Origin of the sequence: Gordonia sp. AC31, from assembly GCF_031844505.1 — a bacterium.
GTDB lineage: Bacteria > Actinomycetota > Actinomycetes > Mycobacteriales > Mycobacteriaceae > Gordonia > Gordonia hongkongensis.
On record NZ_JAUZVK010000003.1, the window covers coordinates 40703 to 62882 of the forward strand.

The following is a 22180-nucleotide window of genomic DNA, read 5'->3' on the forward strand; positions in this document are numbered from 1 at the left end:
GAAAGTTTCGTCATGCCAGTCAGTTTCAATCACATCATCATCGGTGCGCACGATCCGCAGGAATCCGCCGACTTCTACCTCGACGTACTCGGGGCTCGGCCCGCCCCCGGCTGGGGCCCGTTCGTCAACATCCTCCTCGACGACGACACGCTGCTGCAGCTCGCACCGGCGCCGGTCGCCGAGCCCATCCACATGGCGTTCCTGATGGACGACATCGAGTTCGACCGCGGTTACGACGCACTTCGTCGTAGGGGCGTCGACCACTGGGCCGATCCGCAGATGCGTCGCCCGAACGAGATCTCGACCGAGGAGGGCCGGCGGGTGTACTTCAAGGACCCGTCGGGCCAGTTGCTCGAAATGCTCACCGAGCCGTACGTGTGACGCCAACGCAAGAACGCCACACGAGGACCTCTGCGCCGGTTGTCACCGGCACTTCTGATCGCGAGTGGCGCTTCTGCGGCAATGGTGCGCCCGCGTGAATCTCTTTCCAACTACACAGTGGGCGCACACCAGGCGGAGGCTGGCATGGATGTCACAGTGCCCCCGATAGGATTCGAACCTATGGCCTTCTGCTCCGGAGGCAGACGCTCTATCCCCTGAGCTACGGGGGCTCATCGGGCGGGACTCAGCCTAGCGCACCGATCCGTCGACATCCCAATCGGCAGCTCAGGACACGCCGAGCGGGCTCTGCACTCGGACCGACGACCCGTGCTCGCCGCGGAGGACGTGCAGCTGGGCAGGGATTCGGGCCCGGAGTTCGTCAACGTGACTCACCACGCCGACGACACGCCCGCCGGCCCGCAAGTCATCCAGGACCCCCATGACGAGGTCGAGCGCCTCGGGATCGAGGGTGCCGAATCCCTCGTCGATGAAGATGGTGTCGAGCACGCGGCCGCCCGACTCCGCGGAGACGACATCGGCGAGTCCGAGTGCGAGGGCAAGCGATGCGAAGAAGGTCTCGCCGCCGGACAGCGTCGTCGTCGGGCGGAGCGCGCCGGTGTACTCGTCGCGGACCTCGATACCGAGGCCGCCACGCCGGCCCCGCACACCCGCGGCGTCGGTGTGGACGAACTCGTAACGCCCCGAGGACATCTCGCGGAGACGCCCCGACGCGGCGACGAGGACCTCGTCGAGACGCGCGGCCAGCACGTAGGACCGCAGCGACATCCGGCGCGCGTTCTGTCCGCGCCCGCTGACCAATTCGGCGAGTCCCTGGAGTTCGGCGTGGCGTGCCTGCAGAGGCGCCAGGGCGTCGATGGCCTCCCAGAAGTGGGTGACGTACTCCTGGAGGTCGGCCGCCTGCCGGCCGGCCACGGCGTGTTCCTTCGCGGCGGTGTCCAGGCGGCGGCGGGCGGCATCACGGTCTGCGGTGAGCTGTTCGACATCCGGCTCCGGAGTCGACATCGCGGCGCGCACATCCTCGTCGGCGAGGGTCTCCTCGGCAGCGGCGCGCAGACTGGCGGCCTCCTGCAGCAACGTGTCCCACGCCGCGATCTGCTTGTCCGGGGCGAATGCCGCTCGGACGGCGGCGACATCGTCGAACCCGGCGTCGGCACACGCCGCGGACAATCGATCGGTCGCCTCGGCGACCCGGTCCCGCGCTCGCGCGGCTTCTTGCCGGGCGTTCCGGTGACGACGGGTGCGACGGACCAGCTCGGCGAGTTCACGGCGCCGCTCGGCGACCCCGCCGCGGCCGCCGGTTGCCTCCCGGACGGCCTCATCGAGCTCGGTGAGGTTCTGCCGCAACGCGGTCACCCGCTCGCGACGGGCGGACTGGGCCGACTCGTCGTCGGCGAGGGTGGTGCGCCACCCATCGACCTCGGCGTCGATCCGATCGACCGCCGTCTGCAGCGCGGGTAGTCGCGACGCGGCACGTTCCGCGGCAGCCAGTTCGGCGCCCACCCGGGCGAGGTCGGCGTCGACGGCGTCGGAACGAGCACCACCGATCACGGCGTCGAGATGCGTACGGCGTTCGACGAGAGCCGCCACCGCGGATTGCGCGATGGCCTTGATCGCGCTCGCCCGCTCCTCGGCGGCCGCTGCCGCGTCTTCGTAGGCTGTGACCTCGGACGCCGGGGCGTCGCCGTCGTCGGTGGCCGGTCGAGGGTGCGTCTCTGAACCACACACGACGCAGGGTTCACCCTCGACGAGCCCGCCCGCCAGTTCCACTGCCATCCCGGCGAGGCGACGCTCGCGGGCGTCGAGCACGCGCTCCCGCGCAGCGGCATTGGCGTCGCGGGCGTCGAGCAACTCCTTCTCCGCGGTCGCGAGCCGGACCAGCACCTCGTCCCGGTCGGTGAGTGCGTCGCGTACGCGGCGGAGTGCGTCGCGCTCGGCCCGGAGTTTCGGGCCCTGCATCCGCAACTCCCCCGCTTCCGCCAGTGCGGCGACGGCCTCGGCGCGACGGCCCGGCGCGGCGTCGAGCAGGGTCCGGGTCTGGGCAGTGCGGCGGTCCGCCTCGACGATGGCCGAGTCCAGGGTCTGGATCTCGGCGACCAGAGCCGGCCGCTGCGCGACGCGTTCGGCGAGGGGCTCCCACCGCCCCGACTCCTCGGTCCAGCGGTCGATCGCCGCATCCAGGCGTGCGTCGAGATCCTCGTCTGACCCGCCGGCGCACAGCGACTCACCCTCCGGCAGCGCGCACAGCTCTGCGTGCGCACGCGTAACGGCCTGCTCGGCGACCGTGAGTTCGCGGGTGACACGGTCGGCGTCGTCGGCGAGCGGCACGATGGGCGCCGCCTGCAGGGCCTGCCGACGAGCCTGCGCCGCCGCGCTCAGAGCGGCTTCGCCGTCCGCGAGCCGTGCGAGTCGCTCGGTGGCCGCACGCCCCCGGCGACGCAGCTCGGCGAGCCGGCTCCCGCTCTCGTACGCGGCCTGCGTCTGGTCGGCCGCGGCCTGCGCCGCACCTGACTCGAGGCGCGTGCGCTCCGCGGCGGTGCGCGCACGCTCGAGACATTCCTGCGCCCAGTCGAAGTCGGGTTCGGCGGTCGGTTCGACCCCGCCCACCGCCACGATCTGACCGGCGACCCGCTCGAGCACGGCGGTCTGTTCGGTCAGCTTCGCCGCGCTCTCCCGCGCCCGGTCACGCAACCACTCCTCGAGGTCACCGAACCGCTCAGTGTCGAACAACCGCTCCAGCAACGCTTCCCGCTCATCGGAGTGCGCGCGCAGGAATCGGGCGAAGTCGCCCTGCGGCAGCAGGACCACCTGGAAGAACTGATCGGCACTCATCCCGAGCAGCCGGACCACGGCGTCGCCGATCTCGGGGATGCGGGTCAGGTCGGGCCCGGATCCGTCGACCCACACGAGAGTCGCCCGGGCATTCACCTTGCGGGTGCCGTCGCCGCGCTTCTTGGGTCGTTCGTGCTCGGGCGACCGCGTGATCCGGAGTCGGCGGGACGCGATCGTCGCCTCGAGTTCGACCTCCGGGACATCCTCGGCCGCAGCGTGATCCGAGTGCAGGCGCCGGTTGGTGTCGCGCACGCCCGGTACCCGGCCGAACAGCGCGAAGGCGACCGCGTCGAGGACCGTGGTCTTGCCGGCGCCGGTCTGGCCGTGCAGCAGGAACAGTCCGTCACCGCCGAGGTCGTCGAAGTCGACCGTGATCTCGTCGGCGAACGGACCGAAGGCCCGGACGCGCAGACGGTGCAGCCTCATGCGGACTCCGCGACGATCGCCTCGATGTCGAACAGGGTCAGTTCGGCCGCGTCGGACTCGGGTTCACCGACCACGGCGCGGAGTGCGCGTTCGAGGAGCACCCGCTCCCCCTTGGTCGGCTCGTCGCGCACGTCGGAGATGAACGACGCGATGATCTCGGCGTCGGTCCGGCCGCGCACGCGGGAACGGTAGTCGACGCCGGAGCCGGAATGCGGCCGCTCCCACTGCACATGGACCGCGAACGGGAACCGCTCGCGCAGCCGACGCATCGCGTCAGTCGGGCGGACCGGGTCGGTCAGCGTCACCTCGACGTAGTGGTCCTGCGCCGCGGCGTACCGTTCGTCGGTCAGCAGGTCGCCGAGAACGCCGGTGAGAGAGCTCAGTTCGCGGACGACGGGCAGCTCGTGTGCGCGGACCTCGGCGACGCCGTCGGCGTCGAGCTCCACCACCAGCGCCGCCTTCCGGTGGGTTCGCTCACCGAAGGAGTACGGCAGCAGCGAACCGCTGTACCGGACCGTGTCGGTGACACGTTGCGGCGAGTGCAGATGCCCGAGGGCGACGTAGTCGGCGCCCGAGAACGTCTCGGCGGGAACCGTTTCCACCCCGCCGACACTGATCGAGCGCTCCGAACCGGAGGCCGCGGCCCCGCTGACGAAGGCGTGGGCGACGACCACGGACCGAACCCGGCGCGCAGCCAGATCGGTGCGGACGCGAGTCATGGCGGCGTCGAGGACAGCGGTGTGCCCGCCGATCGACTCGACGCCGAGGTGGCGTCGCGCGGTGTCGGGTTCGAGATAGGGAATGCCGTAGAACGCGACGTCTCCGTGGGCGTCCGACAGGATGACCGGACGGTCGATGTCGGCGATCGAGGTCCGCAGATGCAGGCCACCGGCGGCGGCGAATCCCGACCCCGCACCGAGGCGAGTGGGCGAGTCGTGATTGCCCGAGGTGACGACGATCTGTGCTCCCGCAGCGGCGATCTCGGCCAGGCCCTCGTCGTACACGCGGACCGCGTCGGCGGACGGGACGGACCGGTCGTACACGTCACCGGCGACGATGACGGCGTCGGCCGACTCCGCGTCGACCAGTGCGGCCAGATGCGACAGTGCGCGACGCTGGTCGGCGAGCAGCTCGACCCCGTGGAACGTCCGGCCCAGGTGCCAGTCGGAGGTGTGCACGATCCGCATGGGCGCAACCTTACGGTCGGGTGCCGACAGATCGTGGGACGCGCGCTCGCCTACGCCGTCGACCCCGGCACCGAGTCGGACCGACCGGCGTCGGCGCCCACCGCGTGCGGGTCGACGACCTGCGGTGGGACCGTCTGATGCGCGGGCCGGACGAAGAAGAAGGTCGCCACGACGCCGATCAGCAGCGCGGCCGCGGGCAGGTAGAGAGACTGCCCCATGGCGGTCGCGAACCCCTCGCGCAGGAACTCCGGCAGTTGCCCGGCCGCACCGTCCTGGGCGTTCTCGGCGTCGACGCCGGGCAGCTCGGCCGCCAGCCGGGTCTGCAGGAGCGCTCCGATCATGGCGGAGCCGAGGACCGAACCGATGACCCGCAGGGTGTTGTAGACGCCGGCCCCGGCCCCGGCCTGATGCCACGGCAGATTGCGGGTGGCGGTCGCGGCCAGCGGCGCCCAGATACCGGCCGAGGCCACGCCCATCAGGCACAACGGAATCACGATCAACCAGACCGGGGTCTCCGGGCGGGCGACGAAGCCCAGCCACGCGATGGCGATCGCGTTCAGCAGCAGTGCCGAGGACACGATCGTGCGTGGGTGGACGCGATCGACCACCCGGCCCACGATCGGAGCCAGGACACCGGTCAGCACCGCCATCGGCACCAGGACGACCGCCGACTCCGTCGGCGACATCCCACCGACGAGCTGGAGGAAGAACGTCAGGGGGATCATCATCGCCGACACCGCGAAGCCCATCGACGCGATGCCGATGGTCGACAGCGAGAAGTTGCGGTCGCGGAACAACGACAACGGGACCAGGGGCTCGGTGCGGATGCGGGACTGCCAGTAGACGAAGACCCCCAGGACGGCGACCCCGCCGACGATGAGCAGCCAGATCCAGGTGTCCCAGTCGAAGGTCTCCCCCTCCTGGATGCCGAAGACCAACGCGGACAGACCCACCGCGGAGAGACCGACACCGATCCAGTCGAACTGGTGGTCGTTGGTGCTGACCCGCGGGACGAGAACGGCCGCGAGGACGAGACCGGCGAGGCCGACGGGCAGGTTGATGAAGAAGATCCACTCCCAGCCGAACGCGTCGGTCAGCACGCCTCCCAGCAGCGGACCGACGAGGGTCGCCACGCCGGCGACCGTGCCCCACACCCCCATTGCCGCGCCACGCTTCTCGGCCGGGAAGATGCGGGTGATCAGCGCCATCGTCTGCGGGGTGATGAGGGCGGCGCCGACACCCTGCAGACCGCGGGCCGCGATCAGCTCACCGATCGACGACGACAGGCCGCACCAGAGGCTGGCCGCGGTGAAGACCGCGAGACCGAGCTGGTACATCGTCTTGGGGCCGAACTTGTCGCCCAGGCGACCGGTGATCAGCAGCGGCACCGCGTAGGTGAGCAGGTACGCACTGGTGACCCAGACGACGCCGTTGACGTTCGTGTCGAGGTCGGCCTGGATACGCGGCTGGGCCACGGCCACGATCGTCATGTCGACGAGGATCATGAAGAAGCCCACGCAGAGCGCCAGCATCGCGGCCCACGGGCGGCCGGTGACCATCTCGTCGGTGCCCGCGTTCTGGCCGCGGGCGGCGTCGCTCGACTGCATTTCCTCGATGCTAGTGGTGTGTCTCGGAAAGAGGTGGCCGGTCTCCGGTGGAGCGATCGGTGAGCTGGCAAGGCGGAGGAGGGAGCGATAGCGGAGCTATCTCGACCGACGACAACGCAGCCAGGCGCCGATCGAACGCCGGAGACCAGTCGCCTGTTTCCGAGACACACCACTCACCCTGTCCGATTCGTGAACGGCCCGCGCGATCACGGGTTTCGCGGCAGCTCGGGGCGGGATGTCGCTCCGGATCATTACTGTGGAGCCCATGAGCACAGAGTCCGAGCAGAGCACCGCGTCCGAGGGCGAACAGGGTTCGTACGTGATGACCGGCGAGGAGTTCGTCCGGGACACGAAGTACATCGAGACCCGCATCACCGCCGACGGCCGGGACGGCTATCCGGTGGAGGCCGGCCGGTACCGGCTCGTCGCAGCCAGGGCCTGCCCGTGGGCCAACCGGACTCTCATCGTGCGGCGGCTACTCGGCCTCGAGGACGCCATCTCGCTCGGGCTGTGCGGTCCCACGCACGACAAGAACTCGTGGACCTTCGACCTCGACCCCGGCGGGGTGGACCCGGTCCTGCAGATCCCGCGACTCAAGGACGCCTACGAGAAGCGGATCCCCGGCTACCCGAAGGGGATCACCGTGCCGGCGATGGTCGACGTGCCGACCGGCGAGGTCGTCACCAACGACTTCCCGCAGATCACCATCGACTTCTCGCTGGAATGGACCGCCTTCCATCGCGACGGCGCGCCGGAGCTCTACCCGGAGCGTCTGCGCGACGAGATCGACGAGGTCAGCCACGGCATCTACACGGAGGTCAACAACGGCGTCTACCGCTGCGGATTCGCCGGCAGCCAGGAAGCCTACGACGCGGCGTACGACCGGTTGTTCACCAAACTCGACGAGTTGTCCGAGCGGTTGTCGACGCAGCGTTACCTGGTCGGCGACACCATCACCGAGGCCGACGTCCGGCTCTTCACCACCCTGGCGCGCTTCGACGCGGTGTATCACGGCCACTTCAAGTGCAATCGGAGCAAGTTGAGCGAGATGCCGGTGCTGTGGGCCTATGCCCGGGACCTGTTCCAGACGCCCGGCTTCGGCGACACCACCGACTTCACCCAGATCAAACAGCACTACTACATCGTCCACACCGACGTGAATCCCACGCAGATCGTGCCGAAGGGCCCGGACCTCCGCGGCTGGCTCACCGCACACCATCGCGACGACCTGGGCGGTCGCCCGTTCGGTGACGGCACACCCCCCGGTCCCCCACCACCGGCCGAGGTCGTGCCCGCAGCGGACTGGGTACCGACGGAACGAGCGGCGGCCGAATGAAAGACAAGGCGTCACAGGGACTTTCGGCAGACCACGGCCGTACGCCCCCCGGCAAGGCCGTCGAGGTGACCGGCGGAATCCTGGACCGGGCACAGCGACTGCAGGCACCCGCGGTGAAGAAGTACGTCGATTCACTGCGGCGGAAGTACCCCGACGACTCACCCGCGCAGATCATCGAGCGGCTCGAGAAGCGTTATCTGAACGCGGTCACCGGTTCCGGCGGCGCCGTCGGCGCGGCGGCCGCGGTGCCCGGTGTCGGCACGATGACCGCGTTCGGGGCGATGACCGGGGACACGGCGTTCTTCCTCGAGGCGTCGGCCCTGCTCGCGCTGTCGATCGCCGAGGTGCACGGCATCCCGGTGCACGAGTCCGAGCGTCGCAAGGCCCTGGTCATGACCGTCGCGCTGGGCGAAGAGGGTGTGCTGGCCCTCGGTCGCGTGGTCGGCACCGGAGGCGGTGCGCTGCGCCGACTCGGTGGAGCCGCCCTGCCATCCGGTGCGATCACCAAACTGAACAAGACCCTGGTGAACAAACTCGTCAAGAAGTACGCGATCCGCCGGGCGCCGCTGATCTTCGGCAAGCTCATGCCCGCCGGTATCGGTGCGGTCATCGGTGGTGTGGGGAGTCGCGCCCTCGGCCGGAAGGTCGTCCACAACGCGCGCGAGGCGTTCGGGCCGGCACCCCGGACGTGGGTCATCGACGTCGACTTCAGTGAGGCACCCACCCCGGATCCGCTCCCACCCGGTTCGTGGTGACCGCGGCGGCCGCACCGTCCCCGCAGTCGGCAGCCACGCCCGGCTGGATCCGCCGGCTCGTCGGCGAGTCCTGGCGATACCGACGCGTCGCTGTCGTCACGATGATCTTCACCCTGGTCGCCGTCGGGGTGGACGTGCTGATGCCGCTGCTGACCAAGGCCGCGATCGACCACGCCACCGGCGTCGTCGACGACGGCCTCTCGCTACAGACCGTGATCGTCGCGCTGGTCGTCTTCGCCGTCGTCCGTTACGCCTGCCATCTCGGCCGGCGGGTGTTCGCGGGACGGCTCGCGGTGAACGTGCAGAACACGCTGCGACTCCGACTCCTCGACACCCTGCTGCACCTCGACGGCCGCAGCCAGCACCAGATCCGCACCGGACAGATCGTGTCCCGCTCGATCTCCGACATCCAGGTCGTCCAGAGTCTGCTGGCCATGGCGCCACTGTCGTTGGGCGCCGCGGTGCAGATGGTCGTGGCCCTGGCCATCATGGCGTACCTGTCGCCGCTCCTGACCGGGGTGGCGTTGCTGATCGCCCCGCTCATCGCCCTCGAGGTGTGGCGTACCCGGCGTCGGCTGTTCGCGGCGACGTGGTCGGCGCAGCAGGCCGCCGCCGACGTCGCCCAGCACGTGGAGGAGACCGTCACCGGCGTGCGGGTCGTGAAGGGTTTCGGCCAGGAGGAACGCGCGGTCGACGACCTCGTCACCCGGTGCCGGACGGTGTTCGCTCGCCGGCTCCGCGCCGCCCGGATCAATGCTCGATTCGCCCCGACCCTGGCCGCCATCCCGCAGCTGGGCATGGTCGGGGTAATCGTCGTGGGCGGCTACCTCACGATGACCGGCGCGATCACGGCCGGCACCTTCGTCGCGTTCAGCACGTACGTCGCCACCATGACCGGCATCGCCCGACTGCTGACGAACCTGATCGTCAACGCCCAGCTGGCGCGGGCGGCCGTCGAACGCGTCTACGACGTCATCGACCATCCCCACGATCCGGGCGACACCGCGACCGGCACGCTGCCCGACGGCCCCCTGGGCGTCGAACTGGACGGTGTGGGGTTCGCCCACCACACCCACGACGCCGACGACCCGCCCGCCGTGCTGTCCGGTATCGACCTGCGGATCGAGCCGGGCGAATGTGTGGCGATCGTGGGTCCGCCCGGTTCCGGCAAGTCGACCATCGCCGACCTGGTCAGCCGGTTCGAACGACCCGACATCGGAACGATCTCGCTGCTCGGCGCCAGCACCGGTGACGAGCCGTCCCGGTACCGGATCGACGACCTCGCGCCCGAGGCGCTCCACCGTGCCGTCGCCGTCGTGTTCGACGAGCCGTTCCTGTTCTCCGACACCATCACCGCGAACATCGCGATGGGCCCGGCAGCCGCCGGGGCCGACGCCGCCGACCGGGTTCGGGCGGCAGCCGCCGCGGCCGACGCCGCGGAATTCGTCGAGGCGCTCCCCGACGGATACGACACCGTCATCGGCGAACGCGGGCTCACTCTGTCGGGCGGGCAGCGTCAGCGAATCGCCCTGGCCCGCGCCCTGTTCGCCGACCCCCGCATCCTCGTGCTCGACGACGCGACGTCCGCAGTGGACGCCACCACCGAGGCGCGCATCCTGGGCGGGCTCCGCGACCGCCGCGCCACGATGCTGGTCCTCGCCCATCGACGTTCGACGCTCGTCCTCGCCGATCGCGTCGCGGTGCTCGACGACGGCCGGATCACCGCGCTGGGGACGCTCGCCGAACTCGAGGCGACCTCACCGCGCTTCCGCGAGCTGATGTCGAGCACCACGCAACCGGCGCCCGATGGCGTCCACGACGACATCCCCGGCGCGGCCCCGGTCGCCGACACCGCGCCACCGCTGCGCGGACCGGGCCCGACCGAGATCGAGAGCCTGTGGCCCGAAGTTGCTTCCGACTCGATCGACGTCGCGGCCCGGACCTCTCCGGCGATGGGGGCGGGCTCACGGACCGGTCGCGGCGGCGGCGTGGCCAGCGCTCTCGGTTCGATGCCGGCCACCCCCCGGCTCCAGGCCTCGGTGGACGCGCTCCCGCCTGCGGTCGAGCGGCCAGAGGTCGACGTCGCCGCCGCCCGACGCGAGAACCCGGTCTTCACCCTGCGCGGACTCCTCGCGCCGGTCCGGTGGCTGCTCGCCGCCGCACTGCTCGCCATCGCCATCGACACGCTCGTCGGCCTGGCCTTCCCGAGCATCGCCCGGGCGGTCATCGACTCGACCGGACACACCGAGGGGTCGACCCTGATGTGGGCCGCGGTCGGCGGCGTCGTACTGGTCGGAGTCGGCTGGGTCGCCGCGTCGTCGATGGCGATCACCTCGACCAGGGCCGGCGAACGGGTGCTGTTCGGACTGCGGATCCGCAGTTATGCCCACATCCAGCGCCTCGGACTCGACTACTACGAGCGCGAGCTGTCGGGCCGGATCATGACCCGGATGACGACCGACATCGACGCCTTGTCGACGTTCCTGCAAACCGGACTGACCTCGGCGATCGTGGCGGTGCTGACGCTCGTCGGCGTCAGTGTCGCGCTCCTGATCACCGGCCCGCTGCTCGGACTCCTGGTGCTGCCCGTCTTCCCCCTCCTGATCGCCGCGACGGTCGTCTTCCGCCGCGTCGCAAGCCGCGCCTACACGCGCTCGCGCGAACTGATCAGCGTCGTCAATGCGGACTTCCAGGAGAACATCGCCGGCATCAAGACCACGCAGACCTACCTGCGCACCGACGACGCCCAGGCCCGGTTCGCGCGTCGCTCCGGAGAATGGGTCGAGGCCCGGATGGTCTCGCAGCGGGCGATCGCCTCGTACTTCCCGCTCATCCAGCTCATGTCCGACATCGCGACCGCGATCGCGCTGGGCGTCGGCGCCGGGCAGGTGGCGTCGGGTTCGCTCTCGGCGGGCACACTCGTCGCCTTCGTCCTCTACCTGACGATGCTGTTCGGTCCGGTGCAACAGCTCTCGCAGGTCTTCGACGGCTACCAGCAGGCGGCCGTGGGGCTCCGCCGGATCGGCGACCTGCTGCGCACGCCGAGTTCGCTGCGCACCTCGGCGAGAGCCGAGTCCCCGCCACACGGCGGGTTCGACGGCGTCGTCGACTTCGACCGGGTCGGATTCCGCTACCAGGGTTCGACGACGGATGCGCTGTCCGCCGTCGACCTGCACATCCCGGCCGGGTCGTCGCTCGCCCTGGTCGGCCGGACGGGTGCCGGCAAGTCGACGATCGTCAAGCTGCTGGCGCGCTTCTACGATCCGACCACCGGACGGGTACTTGTCGACGGCACCGACATCGGTGACTACGAACTCGCCGGATATCGGCGGCGGCTCGGCCTCGTCCCGCAGGAGCCGCACCTGTTCACCGGCACCGTCGCCGAGAACATCGCCTACGGCCGGCCCGACGCCGATCGGGCCGCGATCGTCGACGCCGCCGCCGCGGTCGGCGCACTGCGCATGATCACCGCCCTGCCCGGCCGGATGAACCATCCCATCGGGGAACGCGGCCAGGGGCTGAGCTCGGGCCAGCGCCAACTCATCGCACTGGCCCGGGCCGAACTCGTCGAGCCCGATCTGCTGCTGCTCGACGAGGCGACCGCGACCCTCGACCAGGCCACCGAGGCGCAGGTCCTCGCCGCCGGACGGGCGGTGACCCGGCACCGCACGTCGGTGATCGTCGCCCACCGACTGGCCACGGCCGCCCGCGCAGACACCATCGCGGTGGTGGACGGCGGACGGATCGTCGAACTCGGAACACACGAGGAGCTGCTCGCGTTGGGACAGAGGTACCGCGGCTTCTGGGATGCCGGTGTCGATCCCGACGAGCCGGCGGTGCCCCGCCCCGACTCACCCGCTCCGACCAGCGCACGGAGGGCCGCCACGGCGGTCACGCGGGCCACCTCGGAACTGACTCCGTAGTAACAGGTCGGTAGGTGTGAGCGAGTCGACGACGCGTAGCATCGTCAGGTGGTTCACCGATAGTCTCCACAAGAGACGACGCGTGGCAGAGAACCCGGCACCTTCAGGGAATTGAGGCGAGATACCGCTGTGAGCAGCAGTTCGATTTCAGACTTCGGACAGAACACGTGGCTGGTCGAGGAAATGTACCAGCAATACCAAGAAGACCCGAACTCGGTCGACCCGAGTTGGCACGAACTACTGAAGAACTACGAACCCGGCGACAACGGTGGCTCCGCCCCGGCCGCCGCTCCGCCCTCGAATTCCGCAAAGCCCACTGCCGCAAAGACTTCGGCCACCACAGCGGCCACCTCGTCCTCCTCCTCGACCACGAGTGCGTCGACCAACGGGTCGGCACGCAACACCTCCGCGCCGGCCACCGAGACCACGCCGCGCAAGCAGGTCACCCTGGATCAGACCCCGGCGCGCACGGCACCGCGCAAACCCACCCCCGCCAAGGAGTCGACCGCCACGAAGGCGGCGTCGGGGCACAGCGTCGCCAGCCGCGACGGGTCGGCCCGCTCGCAGCCCAAGCCCGAGGCGGGCAAGACCGCCGCGCCCGAGGCCCAGAAGTCCGGGTCCGCGAAGTCGGACGCACAGAAGTCCGAGAGCGCCGACGGCAACAAGGTCCTGCGCGGTCCCGCCGCGGCCATCGCGAAGAACATGGCGCTGTCGTTGGAGATCCCGACGGCCACCAGCGTCCGTGCGGTGCCCGCCAAGGCGATGATCGACAACCGGATCGTCGTCAACAACCACCTCGCGCGGACCCGAGGCGGCAAGATCAGCTTCACCCACATCCTGGGTTACGCGATCGTGCAGGCCATCAAGGCGTTCCCGAACATGAACCGGCACTTCGCCGAGATCGACGGCAAGCCGAACGTCGTCACACCCGCGCACACCAACCTCGGCCTGGCCATCGACCTGGTCGGCAAGGATGGCAACCGCACCTTGGTCGTCGCCGCGATCAAGGAATGCGAGACGATGGGCTTCGCCGAGTTCTACACGGCGTACCAGGACATCGTCCGTCGCGCCCGCGACGGCAAGCTCGGCGCGGCCGACTTCTCCGGCGTCACCATCTCGCTCACCAACCCGGGCACGATCGGCACCGTGCACTCGGTGCCGCGCCTGATGAAGGGCCAGGGCGCCATCATCGGCGCCGGCGCGATGGAGTACCCGGCGGAGTTCCAGGGCGCGAGCGACGAGCAGATCGCCGAACTCGGCGTCGGCAAGCTGATGACCCTGACGTCGACCTACGATCACCGGATCATCCAGGGCGCGGAGTCGGGCGATTTCCTCCGCACCATCCACGAGCTGCTGATCGACGACGCCTTCTACGACGAGATCTTCACCGCGTTCCACGTGCCCTACGAGCCGATCCGCTGGCGTCGCGACCTGCCCGCCGGCCTCGTCGACAAGAGCACCCGCGTCCTCGAGCTGATCGCGGCCTACCGCAGCCGCGGCCACCTGATGGCCGACATCGATCCCCTCATGATGGACAGCGATGCGCGCAGCAGCCATCCGGATCTGGACATCCAGAACTACGGGCTGACGCTGTGGGATCTCGACCGCAGCTTCAAGGTCGGCGGGTTCCACGGCCAGGAGAAGATGAAGCTGCGGGACGTGCTGTCGATCCTGCGCGACGCGTACTGCCGGCACGTCGGTGTCGAGTACACCCACATCCTCGAGCCCGAGCAGCAGAAGTGGCTGCAGGAACGCGTCGAGATCAAGCACGTCAAGCCGCCGGTCGGTGAGCAGAAGTACATCCTGAGCAAGCTCAACGCCGCCGAGGCGTTCGAGACGTTCCTGCAGACCAAGTACGTCGGGCAGAAGCGCTTCTCGCTCGAGGGCGCCGAGTCGGTCATCCCGATGATGGACGCGGTGATCGACCAGAGCGCCGAGCACAGCCTCTCCGAGGTGGTCATCGGCATGCCGCACCGCGGCCGTCTGAACGTGCTCGCCAACATCGTCGGCAAGCCGTACTCGAAGATCTTCACCGAGTTCGAGGGCAACCTGAACCCGTCGCAGGCGCACGGATCGGGCGACGTGAAGTACCACCTCGGCGCCGAGGGCAAGTACTACCAGATGTTCGGCGACAACGAGATCAACGTGTCGCTGACCGCCAACCCCAGCCACCTCGAGGCAGTCGACCCGGTGCTGGAGGGCCTGGTGCGCGCCAAGCAGGACCTCATGGACGAGGACGATCGGTTCCCGATCCTCCCGCTCATGCTGCACGGCGACGCGGCGTTCGCCGGTCAGGGTGTGGTCGCCGAGACGCTCAACATGGCGATGCTGCCCGGTTACCGCACCGGCGGCACCGTGCACATCGTGGTGAACAACCAGGTCGGCTTCACCACCGCACCGGAACACTCGCGCTCGACCGAGTACTGCACCGACGTGGCGAAGATGATCGGCGCACCGATCTTCCACGTCAACAGCGACGACCCCGAGGCCTGCGTCTGGGCCGCGAAGCTCGCCGTCGACTACCGCCAGGCGTTCCACAAGGACGTCGTCATCGACCTCGTGTGCTTCCGCCGTCGCGGACACAACGAGGGCGACGACCCGTCGATGACGCAGCCGGCGATGTACGAGGTGATCGACACCAAGCGCGGCGTCCGCAAGAGCTACACCGAAGCCCTCATCGGCCGCGGTGACATCTCGACCAAGGAGGCCGAGGACGCTCTGCGCGACTACCAGGGACAGCTCGAGCGCGTCTTCAACGAAGTCAAGGAACTCGAGAAGTTCAGTGTCGAGCCGTCGCCCTCGGTCGAGGCCGACCAGACGCTGCCGACGAAGTTGGTGACCGCGGTCGACAGCAAGACGCTCGAGCTCATCGGCGACGCGTTCGTCAACGTGCCCGACGGTTTCACCCCGCACCCGCGTGTGAAGCCGGTCCTGGAGCGCCGCGCCGAGGCCGCCCGCAAGGGCAACATCGACTGGGCGTTCGCCGAACTGCTGGCGTTCGGGTCGCTGGTCATGGAGGGGCGCACCGTGCGTCTGTCCGGCCAGGATTCGCGCCGTGGCACCTTCACCCAGCGCCACTCGGTGCTCATCGACCGCAGCACCGGCTCGGAGTACACCCCCCTCAACCACCTGCAGCCCGCAGACGAGGAGAGCAACGGCGGCCGGTTCATGGTCTTCGACTCCCCGCTCTCGGAGTTCGCGGTCGTCGGCTTCGAGTACGGCTACTCCGTCGGCAACCCGGACGCCCTCGTGGTGTGGGAAGCGCAGTTCGGTGACTTCGTCAACGGCGCGCAGTCGATCATCGACGAGTTCATCTCCTCGGGCGAGGCCAAGTGGGGCCAGCTCTCCGACGTCGTGCTGCTGCTGCCGCACGGCCACGAGGGACAGGGACCCGACCACACCTCGGGCCGCATCGAGCGGTTCCTGCAGTTGTGCGCCGAGGGTTCGATGACGGTGGCGCTGCCGTCGACGCCGGCGAGCTACTTCCACCTGCTGCGCCGCCACGTGCTCGACGGCATCAGCCGTCCGCTCATCGTCTTCACCCCGAAGTCGATGCTGCGCAACAAGGCCGCGGTGAGCCCGGTGGAGGACTTCACCGAGGACAAGTTCCGTTCGGTGATCGACGACCCGCACTTCCTCAAGGACGGCGCGGACCGCAGCAAGGTCAAGCGGGTGTTGCTGGTGAGCGGCAAGCTCTACTACGAACTCGCCGCGCGCCGCGACAAGGAGAAGCGCGACGACATCGCGGTCGTCCGGATCGAGCAGCTCTACCCGGTGCCGCACCGCCGCCTGCGCAAGACGCTCGAGCAGTACGGCAACGCGAGTGAGTTCCGGTGGGTCCAGGAAGAGCCCGCGAATCAGGGTCCGTGGCCGTTCCTCGGCCTCTGGCTGCCCGAGGTGCTGCCGGATGTGCTCGGCGGACTGCGCCGGGTCTCGCGCCGCGCGATGTCCGCGCCGTCGTCGGGATCGAGCAAGGTCCACGCGGTGGAGCAGCAGGAGATCCTCGACGAGGCCTTCGGCGAGTAACCTGCCAGACGACGCCTGCGGCCACCGACCCGAGAGGGTCGGTGGCCGCAGTCGTCTGTGGGTTCTAGGTCAGCCGGGCTTCGCAGATGTCGGCGGCCGCCGCGGCGGCCTTGTCGGCGGGCGTCATCCGGCGGGCGAGAGCAGCAGCGGCCGAACGGGTTCCGTCGTCGAACAGGACCGCGAGACCCGCGCGCGCGTCGTCGTCGGTGAAACTCGACAGCCGGACGGCCGCCCCGACGCCCAGGGCACGGACCCGTTCAGCCCAGAACGGCTGATCGGCGGTGACCGCGCAAACCAGGGTGGGGAGGCCGGCCCGCAGACTCGCCGCGGTGGTGCCGGCGCCGCCGTGATGGACTGCGGCCGCGCATCGCGGCAGGACCGACGCGTGGTCCACACCCGCGACGTAGAACACGTCCGGGTCGTCGGGATCGACTCCGGTCGGATCTCCCATGGCGATGAGGCAGCGCACCCCCTGGGCACGGGCGGCTGTCCGCCAGCGGGCGATCAGAGCCTCCGGGTCGAGGATCGGCATGCTGCCGAACGTCACGAACAGCGGAGCTTCGCCGGCGGCCAGCCATCGGCCGAGATCGGTTGCCCCGGCGTCGATCTCGGAGATACCCGCCCGGCTTCCCGCGGGCAGGTCGAAGAATCCGACGACGGGTTTGCGATCGTCCCACTCCGCGGCGAGGCCCGGAACCATCTCCGCATCGTAGGCCTGGATCTGGGGGATCCCGGAGGCGTTCAGCCGCACCGGCAGCGGTCGCCGAGCCCGGTCGAGCCCGAGTCGGCGCCGGAACCGATTCTCGTTCCATGCGGTCGCGGCCCAGGTCAACCGGTCGGCGAGGCGCCAGGAGCGCCGCTTCCACTCCGGCGACCATCTGTCGGTGAGTCCCGGTACGGCGCCGAGGAGTCCGTTCTCCGACATCGGGCCGTATCTCAGCACGGTCAGCGGGATGCCCAGATGTTCGGCGACCGCCAGCCCGCGGTCCTGGCACAGCGGCGCGACGACGAGGAGGTCGGTGTCGTGCAGCGGCGCCGTACCCGCGATGAAGAGTCGCTCGAGCGCGGCGTCCAGGGCGTCGAATCCGCCGCGGACCGTCCGCAACGCAAACGCCATCCGCGCCAATGGGTTACGACTGTTGCGCGCCGACCGCGCGTCCTCCGACGACCACGCGGTGTCGGAGTCCAGACCGATCTCGTGGACGTCGCGGACGCCGGTGGCCCGCGCGAGGCCGGCCAGGTTCGGCGGGACGAGGGCGCTCACGCGGTGGCCGCGCACCTGGAGTTCGAGGGCGAGGCAGATACCGGGCTGGATGTCGCCCCGGCTGCCGTACAGAATGATCGCGATGTGTGCCGGCGTCACCAGAATCGATGTCCGATCCGCCAGGCGGTCAACTCGTCGGCGATCAGTGTGCGCAGCCGGACGGGATCGCCGAAATCGTCGGGGTCGATGCCGAAGAACGTGAGCGTGACGGTGTCGCCGTAGGTGACCGCCCAGGCGGCGACCGCCGGGCCGCGTTCGCGCCGCTCCTGGGCGGGCATCCCCTGCATCACCGCGCGGATGGCGAACCGGGACGCCGTATGACCGCCGATCCGCATCGCCGAGTCGGGCGTGGCCCCGAGATTCGACACGGTGGTGTCGGGTCCGGGGATTCCGCGCATCAACCGACCGATGAGTCGTCTCGGCAGGATGCGCACGATCGGCTGCAGGTTGTCGGCGGCCTGATCGGCCCCGGACTCGGCGTAGTCGACGAAGGCCCGTTTGCTCGATGACCGGATGGCGGTGAGGTCGGTGTCCGGTTCGACGGGGTCGGCAAGGCGGATCCACACCCCGCCCGACGCATTGGCGCGGTTGTCGTCGTCGCCGTCCCGCTTGCTGACCGCTATGCACACCTTCATCGGACCGTCGAGCGGGCGACCCGAACGGTGCACGATACCGGCGAGCAAGGCGGTGAACAGGGAGTTGCCGGTACCGCCGTGCTCGGTGGCGCGCGCGGCCCATTCGGTTGCCGAGACGTCGACCGTCGCCAGCGTCGTGTCCGGCTCGGGCGCGGACCGTGGTCTCGCCGGACGCGTGGTACGCGACGATTCCGGCGCGGATCGGGTGTCGGCGGACCCGGTGTCGGTGCCTCGCGCCGCCCGGGCCTCGCGGATCAGGATTCGCGCTGATCGGGCGGCTGCGCGCACCGACTCGGCGGCGTCGGCGGCGTCGGCGCGGACCGCCTCCCAAGAGTGTCCGCTGACGGGAGCGGGCAGACCGGCGGTGCGGCCCGCCGCGGCGTCGGCCACCAGCCGGTAGAGGCCGTGACCGTCGGTGATCATGTGGGAGGCGAGCAGGGACACCGCGCGCCCGCCGCCGCGGATCCGAGCCGAGTCGAGCTGCCAACCGGTTCCCCGCACGGGATCGAGACGGCTCGCGCGGAGGACGGCGTCGGCCCACTCCCCGACGGCGTCGGCCTCGACGACCGCCACCGGCCCGGGTCGGACCGGCATCGTCGATCGCACCCAGCGGTGCCGGGCGAACGGGACCCGACGGCGCGACACCGCACGATGCAGCGGCCCGGCCGCGAGTCCGGCGCACAACGACTCGATCGCCGCGTCCCCCGGGTCGTCGTCGAAGACCCAGGTGATCTGGATGGGCGCACCCATCCCGAACAGTTCCGCGACGAGCAGGTACGACTCGTCGGGGCCGGTCACGCGGAGTACCTCGGCGGGACGGGTGTCGGTTGCCGTTGCCGTCACGTGTGCTCCTCAGCTTCACGAGGTGTCATGATCACCAGATCTCATGGGGCAGACCCCAGGCCGTCAGTTCCCGGTCGAGCAGGTCCGCGACCACGGCATCGGAGGGAAAACTCGTCTCGTCGCAACCGAGCACGGTGAAGGTCACCTGATCACGGGTGCGGACCAGCCACGACTGGACGCCGTCACCGAAGCGCTGGCCGACCGAGGCGTCGACGCCCTGAGCCATGCCGCGGAATGCGACCTTGCGCGCCGACCGCCCGCCGAGCACCGTTGCCTCCGGGGGGATGTCGCCGAGGTTGGAGATCACCGCGTCGGGGATCCCGTTGCCCGCGCTGACCAGCTTCACGATGACCGCGGGCGGCAGGAACCAGGCCAACGGCCGCAGGTGGATGTGCGGTGCCCGGCGACCCTCCGACAGCCGGACGAAAGCCGCCTTGCACGCCGCCCGGATGCCGCCGAGATCGCCACCGGCGACCGGCTCGTCGGTGAGGTACACCGACACACCGGCGATCGGGTTGGACCGGGTGTCCGCCTCGCTCTCACGACGGTCGACGGGGACCCCGACCTTGATCGGATTCGGCAGCGGCGCATGGCCACTGGAGCGCAGCAAGCCGGTGACCACCGCGATGAACAGCGTGTTCGCGGTGCCGTCGTGCTCGGCGGCGACCCGGTCGAAGTCCGTCGCGGGGACCGTCGCGGTCGCCCAGGTGAAGTCGGCGGCCGGCGACCGTTCGGCTATCGGCGCGCGGACCGGACGCGGGTCGGGTTCGGGGCCACCGGCCTTGCGCTGCTCGAGTGCCGCCCGCACGAGCCCGGCGAGGACCGCGCCGGCCTGCGACCCGGCGTCGGCGAGGTCGCCGATCCGCTGCCGCCGCCACGAGACCGGCGGACGCGTCGTCGCCGCCGGATCGGCCCCGGACGCCCGGTCCGCGTCGCGAGCCAGTGGCACCTCCGACGCCGAGGCGGCCTCGGCGGCCGCCGCGAGCATGCCGCGACCGTCGGTGACGACGTGCAGGGCACAGAGGGACACCACCGTTCCACCCGACGCGGTGGGCGCCGACCGCAGGCGCCAGCACCGCCCGCCCTCGGCGTCGAGGGGAACCGAGGACATCTCGGCGGTCGCCCAGTCGTCGATCTCCGCCTCCGGCACCGGTCGGCTGTCGGCGGCCAGCCCGGGTGCGTCGGGCGCGGCAACCCACCGCGGGCGGGCTCCGACGACATCCGGTACGACGAGCATGCGGTTGAGGCGCCCTCGCGCGAACGCGGCGTTCATCGCGGTCAGCGTCTCGATCGAGACCTCCTCGTCGAACACCCACACGAGCTGGAGCACCACCGACCAGCCGAGTGCCGGCGTGACGAACCAGAACGGGGCGTCCTCGGAGGTCAGGCGCTCGCCTCGGATCGCCGCCCGCTCGTCGCGGAGCCGGGCTGCGAGGCCACGCAGACCCGGTGCCCGCCCGGCGTCGGGTTGTTCGGCCATGGGCGACTTCGTCGTCGTCATACGTCCACCTTCGTTGCGCTGTGACTGTGTGGTCCCTGTGGGAGCCGTGGCCCCGTGCTCGAGCTTGTCACCGAACGCTCGATCTCGCGCACGGCGTCCCCGAGCGCCACATCCTCGGCCACCAGGGCGTCGCGGAGCCGTCCGGACCGCTCGGCGGCTGCGGGATCGAGCATCGACGCGACGGCGTCGGTCAACCGGTCCACGTCCAGGTCCCGTCCCGCGCGGGCCATGGGCATCGCCACGCCGACCCCCAGGCGTTCGAGTTCGGCGCCCCAGAACGGCTGATCCGCGCCGTACCAGCAGACGACCGACGGCCGGCCCGCGCGCAGAACGGCCGCCGTGGTTCCGGCGCCGCCGTGGTGGACCACCACCGCGCATCGGCCGAAGACCGTGCGGTGATCGACCTGGGACTCGATCCGCACCGCCTCGGATGCGATCTCGGCCCGGACCTCGGCGTCCATTTCGGTCCAGCCGGCGCACACCAGGACTCGTCGACCGAGCCGCCGACCGAGTTCGGTGACGACGCGTAAGGTGGCCGCCTCTCCCCGCAGCGGCATGCTCCCGAATCCGACATAGATCGGGGCGTCCGCGGCGTCGAGCCAGGACGTGAGCGCGTCGGACCCGGCGACGGGCTGGTCTGCCGGCGATCCGAGGAAACCGACCGTCGGACGACGACGAACCGCGGAGTCGGCGGTCCACCTGCGTTCGTGCTCCACGCCGAACATCGGGTCGTAGGCCTGCAATTCGAGGCCGGGCGCTGCCCGCAGTCGGGCGGCGTAGGACGCCGACGACCCGGGCGACCCGAGGTGCATGCGCAGCCGGCGCTCTCGCCGTCGGGTGAGGACGGCGAACGCGGCGTCGTAGGCGACCCATTGCGTCCGGACGGCACGCGGTCCGCCCGGGAGGTGACCGGGCACCGGTGCGACCCGACTGTTACGCCGCACCGGCGCGTGATGAAGGGAGATCAGGGGGACGCCGGCGGACTCGGCGAAGGCGAGAGCGGGCTGTTCGGTGATCAATCCCGTGACGATGACATCGGCACCGTCGACGACCTCGGCCATGTCGGAGACGAGCTGGTCCCACCCGGCGTTCCGGAGCGACAGCAGCACGCGCAGCCGTCGCAGCGGATGACGGCCGGCCTGCTTCCGGGCTCGCGCCACCGACTCGAGGTGGGCCCGGGTGTCCAAGCCGAGACGCACGACCTCGAGCCCGGTGATGCCGTCTGCCCAATCGAGAGCCGGCCCGATCATGTTGGGCGGCACCCCGAGACGGACGTCGTGTCCGCGCCGCGCGAGCGCGCAGGCCAGCACCGTCGCCGGTTGGACGTCCCCGCGGGTTCCGTTGATCACGAACGAGATCCTCATGCCGACCGCCCGGTGATCCTGGTTCCCGGCCGGGTGGTGATCCCGGTCTCCGGCCGCGCGCCGCGGTGGCCGACCGTGTTTA

General features: G+C 70.3%; 12 protein-coding genes and 1 tRNA gene. 5 read left to right on the forward strand and 8 right to left on the reverse strand.

All coding sequences use genetic code 11. The annotated features are described in order from the left end of the window. Window positions 1-12: 12 nt before the first annotated feature. Window positions 13-381 carry a VOC family protein gene (locus Q9R39_RS04595; protein WP_058252741.1) on the forward strand — a complete coding sequence of 123 codons (369 nt, stop codon included), beginning with the start codon at window positions 13-15 and terminating at the stop codon, window positions 379-381. Between the two features lie 157 nt (window positions 382-538). Here the strand turns inward: Q9R39_RS04595 and Q9R39_RS04600 are convergent. From Q9R39_RS04600 to Q9R39_RS04615, 4 genes are all read right to left on the reverse strand, one after another. Continuing rightward, window positions 539-611, reverse strand: a tRNA-Arg gene (locus Q9R39_RS04600). 55 nt (window positions 612-666) lie between these two features. Continuing rightward, window positions 667-3657, reverse strand: a complete 2991-nt coding sequence (locus tag Q9R39_RS04605) for an SMC family ATPase (RefSeq protein WP_311277148.1) — start codon at window positions 3655-3657, stop codon at window positions 667-669. Beyond that, complete coding sequence (locus Q9R39_RS04610) at window positions 3654-4844, reverse strand: exonuclease SbcCD subunit D (RefSeq protein WP_058252739.1); 1191 nt, start codon at window positions 4842-4844, stop codon at window positions 3654-3656. Before Q9R39_RS04610 ends, Q9R39_RS04605 begins: the two co-directional genes overlap by 4 nt. 50 nt (window positions 4845-4894) lie before the next feature. After that, complete coding sequence (locus Q9R39_RS04615; protein ID WP_058252738.1) at window positions 4895-6451, reverse strand: MFS transporter; 1557 nt, start codon at window positions 6449-6451, stop codon at window positions 4895-4897. A 265-nt stretch (window positions 6452-6716) separates the two neighbouring features. Here Q9R39_RS04615 and Q9R39_RS04620 point away from each other — a divergent pair, with 265 nt between their 5' ends. The 4 genes from Q9R39_RS04620 to Q9R39_RS04635 all read left to right on the forward strand — a co-directional run bounded on the left by Q9R39_RS04620 (window position 6717) and on the right by Q9R39_RS04635 (window position 16491). Beyond that, window positions 6717-7787 (forward strand): glutathione S-transferase family protein, encoded by a 1071-nt coding sequence (locus tag Q9R39_RS04620; RefSeq protein WP_058252737.1) that lies wholly within the window; start codon window positions 6717-6719, stop codon window positions 7785-7787. Then, window positions 7784-8542 carry a hypothetical protein gene (locus Q9R39_RS04625; protein WP_058252736.1) on the forward strand — a complete coding sequence of 253 codons (759 nt, stop codon included), beginning with the start codon at window positions 7784-7786 and terminating at the stop codon, window positions 8540-8542. Before Q9R39_RS04620 ends, Q9R39_RS04625 begins: the two co-directional genes overlap by 4 nt. Beyond that, window positions 8536-12465 (forward strand): ABC transporter ATP-binding protein, encoded by a 3930-nt coding sequence (locus Q9R39_RS04630; RefSeq protein WP_205333592.1) that lies wholly within the window; start codon window positions 8536-8538, stop codon window positions 12463-12465. The genes Q9R39_RS04625 and Q9R39_RS04630 overlap by 7 nt, the downstream gene beginning before the upstream one ends. A gap of 183 nt (window positions 12466-12648) precedes the next feature. Next, window positions 12649-16491 (forward strand): multifunctional oxoglutarate decarboxylase/oxoglutarate dehydrogenase thiamine pyrophosphate-binding subunit/dihydrolipoyllysine-residue succinyltransferase subunit, encoded by a 3843-nt coding sequence (locus Q9R39_RS04635; RefSeq protein WP_058252734.1) that lies wholly within the window; start codon window positions 12649-12651, stop codon window positions 16489-16491. Between the two features lie 64 nt (window positions 16492-16555). Here Q9R39_RS04635 and Q9R39_RS04640 read toward each other — a convergent pair whose 3' ends face one another. The 4 genes from Q9R39_RS04640 to Q9R39_RS04655 are packed head-to-tail and all read right to left on the reverse strand — an operon-like array spanning window position 16556 to window position 22083. Then, a complete protein-coding gene (locus Q9R39_RS04640; RefSeq protein ID WP_058252733.1) occupies window positions 16556-17854 on the reverse strand; it encodes a glycosyltransferase in 1299 nt (432 codons plus the stop codon). Further along, window positions 17851-19233 carry a hypothetical protein gene (locus Q9R39_RS04645; protein WP_058252732.1) on the reverse strand — a complete coding sequence of 461 codons (1383 nt, stop codon included), beginning with the start codon at window positions 19231-19233 and terminating at the stop codon, window positions 17851-17853. Before Q9R39_RS04645 ends, Q9R39_RS04640 begins: the two co-directional genes overlap by 4 nt. Before the next feature lie 31 nt (window positions 19234-19264). After that, window positions 19265-20734, reverse strand: coding sequence for a hypothetical protein (locus Q9R39_RS04650; protein ID WP_058252731.1), 1470 nt, complete (start codon window positions 20732-20734; stop codon window positions 19265-19267). After that, window positions 20731-22083 (reverse strand): glycosyltransferase, encoded by a 1353-nt coding sequence (locus tag Q9R39_RS04655; RefSeq protein WP_254859556.1) that lies wholly within the window; start codon window positions 22081-22083, stop codon window positions 20731-20733. Before Q9R39_RS04655 ends, Q9R39_RS04650 begins: the two co-directional genes overlap by 4 nt. Between the last annotated feature and the right edge of the window lie 97 nt (window positions 22084-22180).

What these genes read in the sequence shown, in the direction of transcription:
- Q9R39_RS04595 (WP_058252741.1), top strand. Translation starts at nt 13, where the DNA reads ATGCCAGTCAGTTTCAATCACATCATCATCGGTGCGCACGATCCGCAG.
- Q9R39_RS04605 (WP_311277148.1), bottom strand. Translation starts at nt 3,657, where the DNA reads ATGAGGCTGCACCGTCTGCGCGTCCGGGCCTTCGGTCCGTTCGCCGAC.
- Q9R39_RS04610 (WP_058252739.1), bottom strand. Translation starts at nt 4,844, where the DNA reads ATGCGGATCGTGCACACCTCCGACTGGCACCTGGGCCGGACGTTCCAC.
- Q9R39_RS04615 (WP_058252738.1), bottom strand. Translation starts at nt 6,451, where the DNA reads ATGCAGTCGAGCGACGCCGCCCGCGGCCAGAACGCGGGCACCGACGAG.
- Q9R39_RS04620 (WP_058252737.1), top strand. Translation starts at nt 6,717, where the DNA reads ATGAGCACAGAGTCCGAGCAGAGCACCGCGTCCGAGGGCGAACAGGGT.
- Q9R39_RS04625 (WP_058252736.1), top strand. Translation starts at nt 7,784, where the DNA reads ATGAAAGACAAGGCGTCACAGGGACTTTCGGCAGACCACGGCCGTACG.
- Q9R39_RS04635 (WP_058252734.1), top strand. Translation starts at nt 12,649, where the DNA reads ATGTACCAGCAATACCAAGAAGACCCGAACTCGGTCGACCCGAGTTGG.
- Q9R39_RS04650 (WP_058252731.1), bottom strand. Translation starts at nt 20,734, where the DNA reads ATGACGACGACGAAGTCGCCCATGGCCGAACAACCCGACGCCGGGCGG.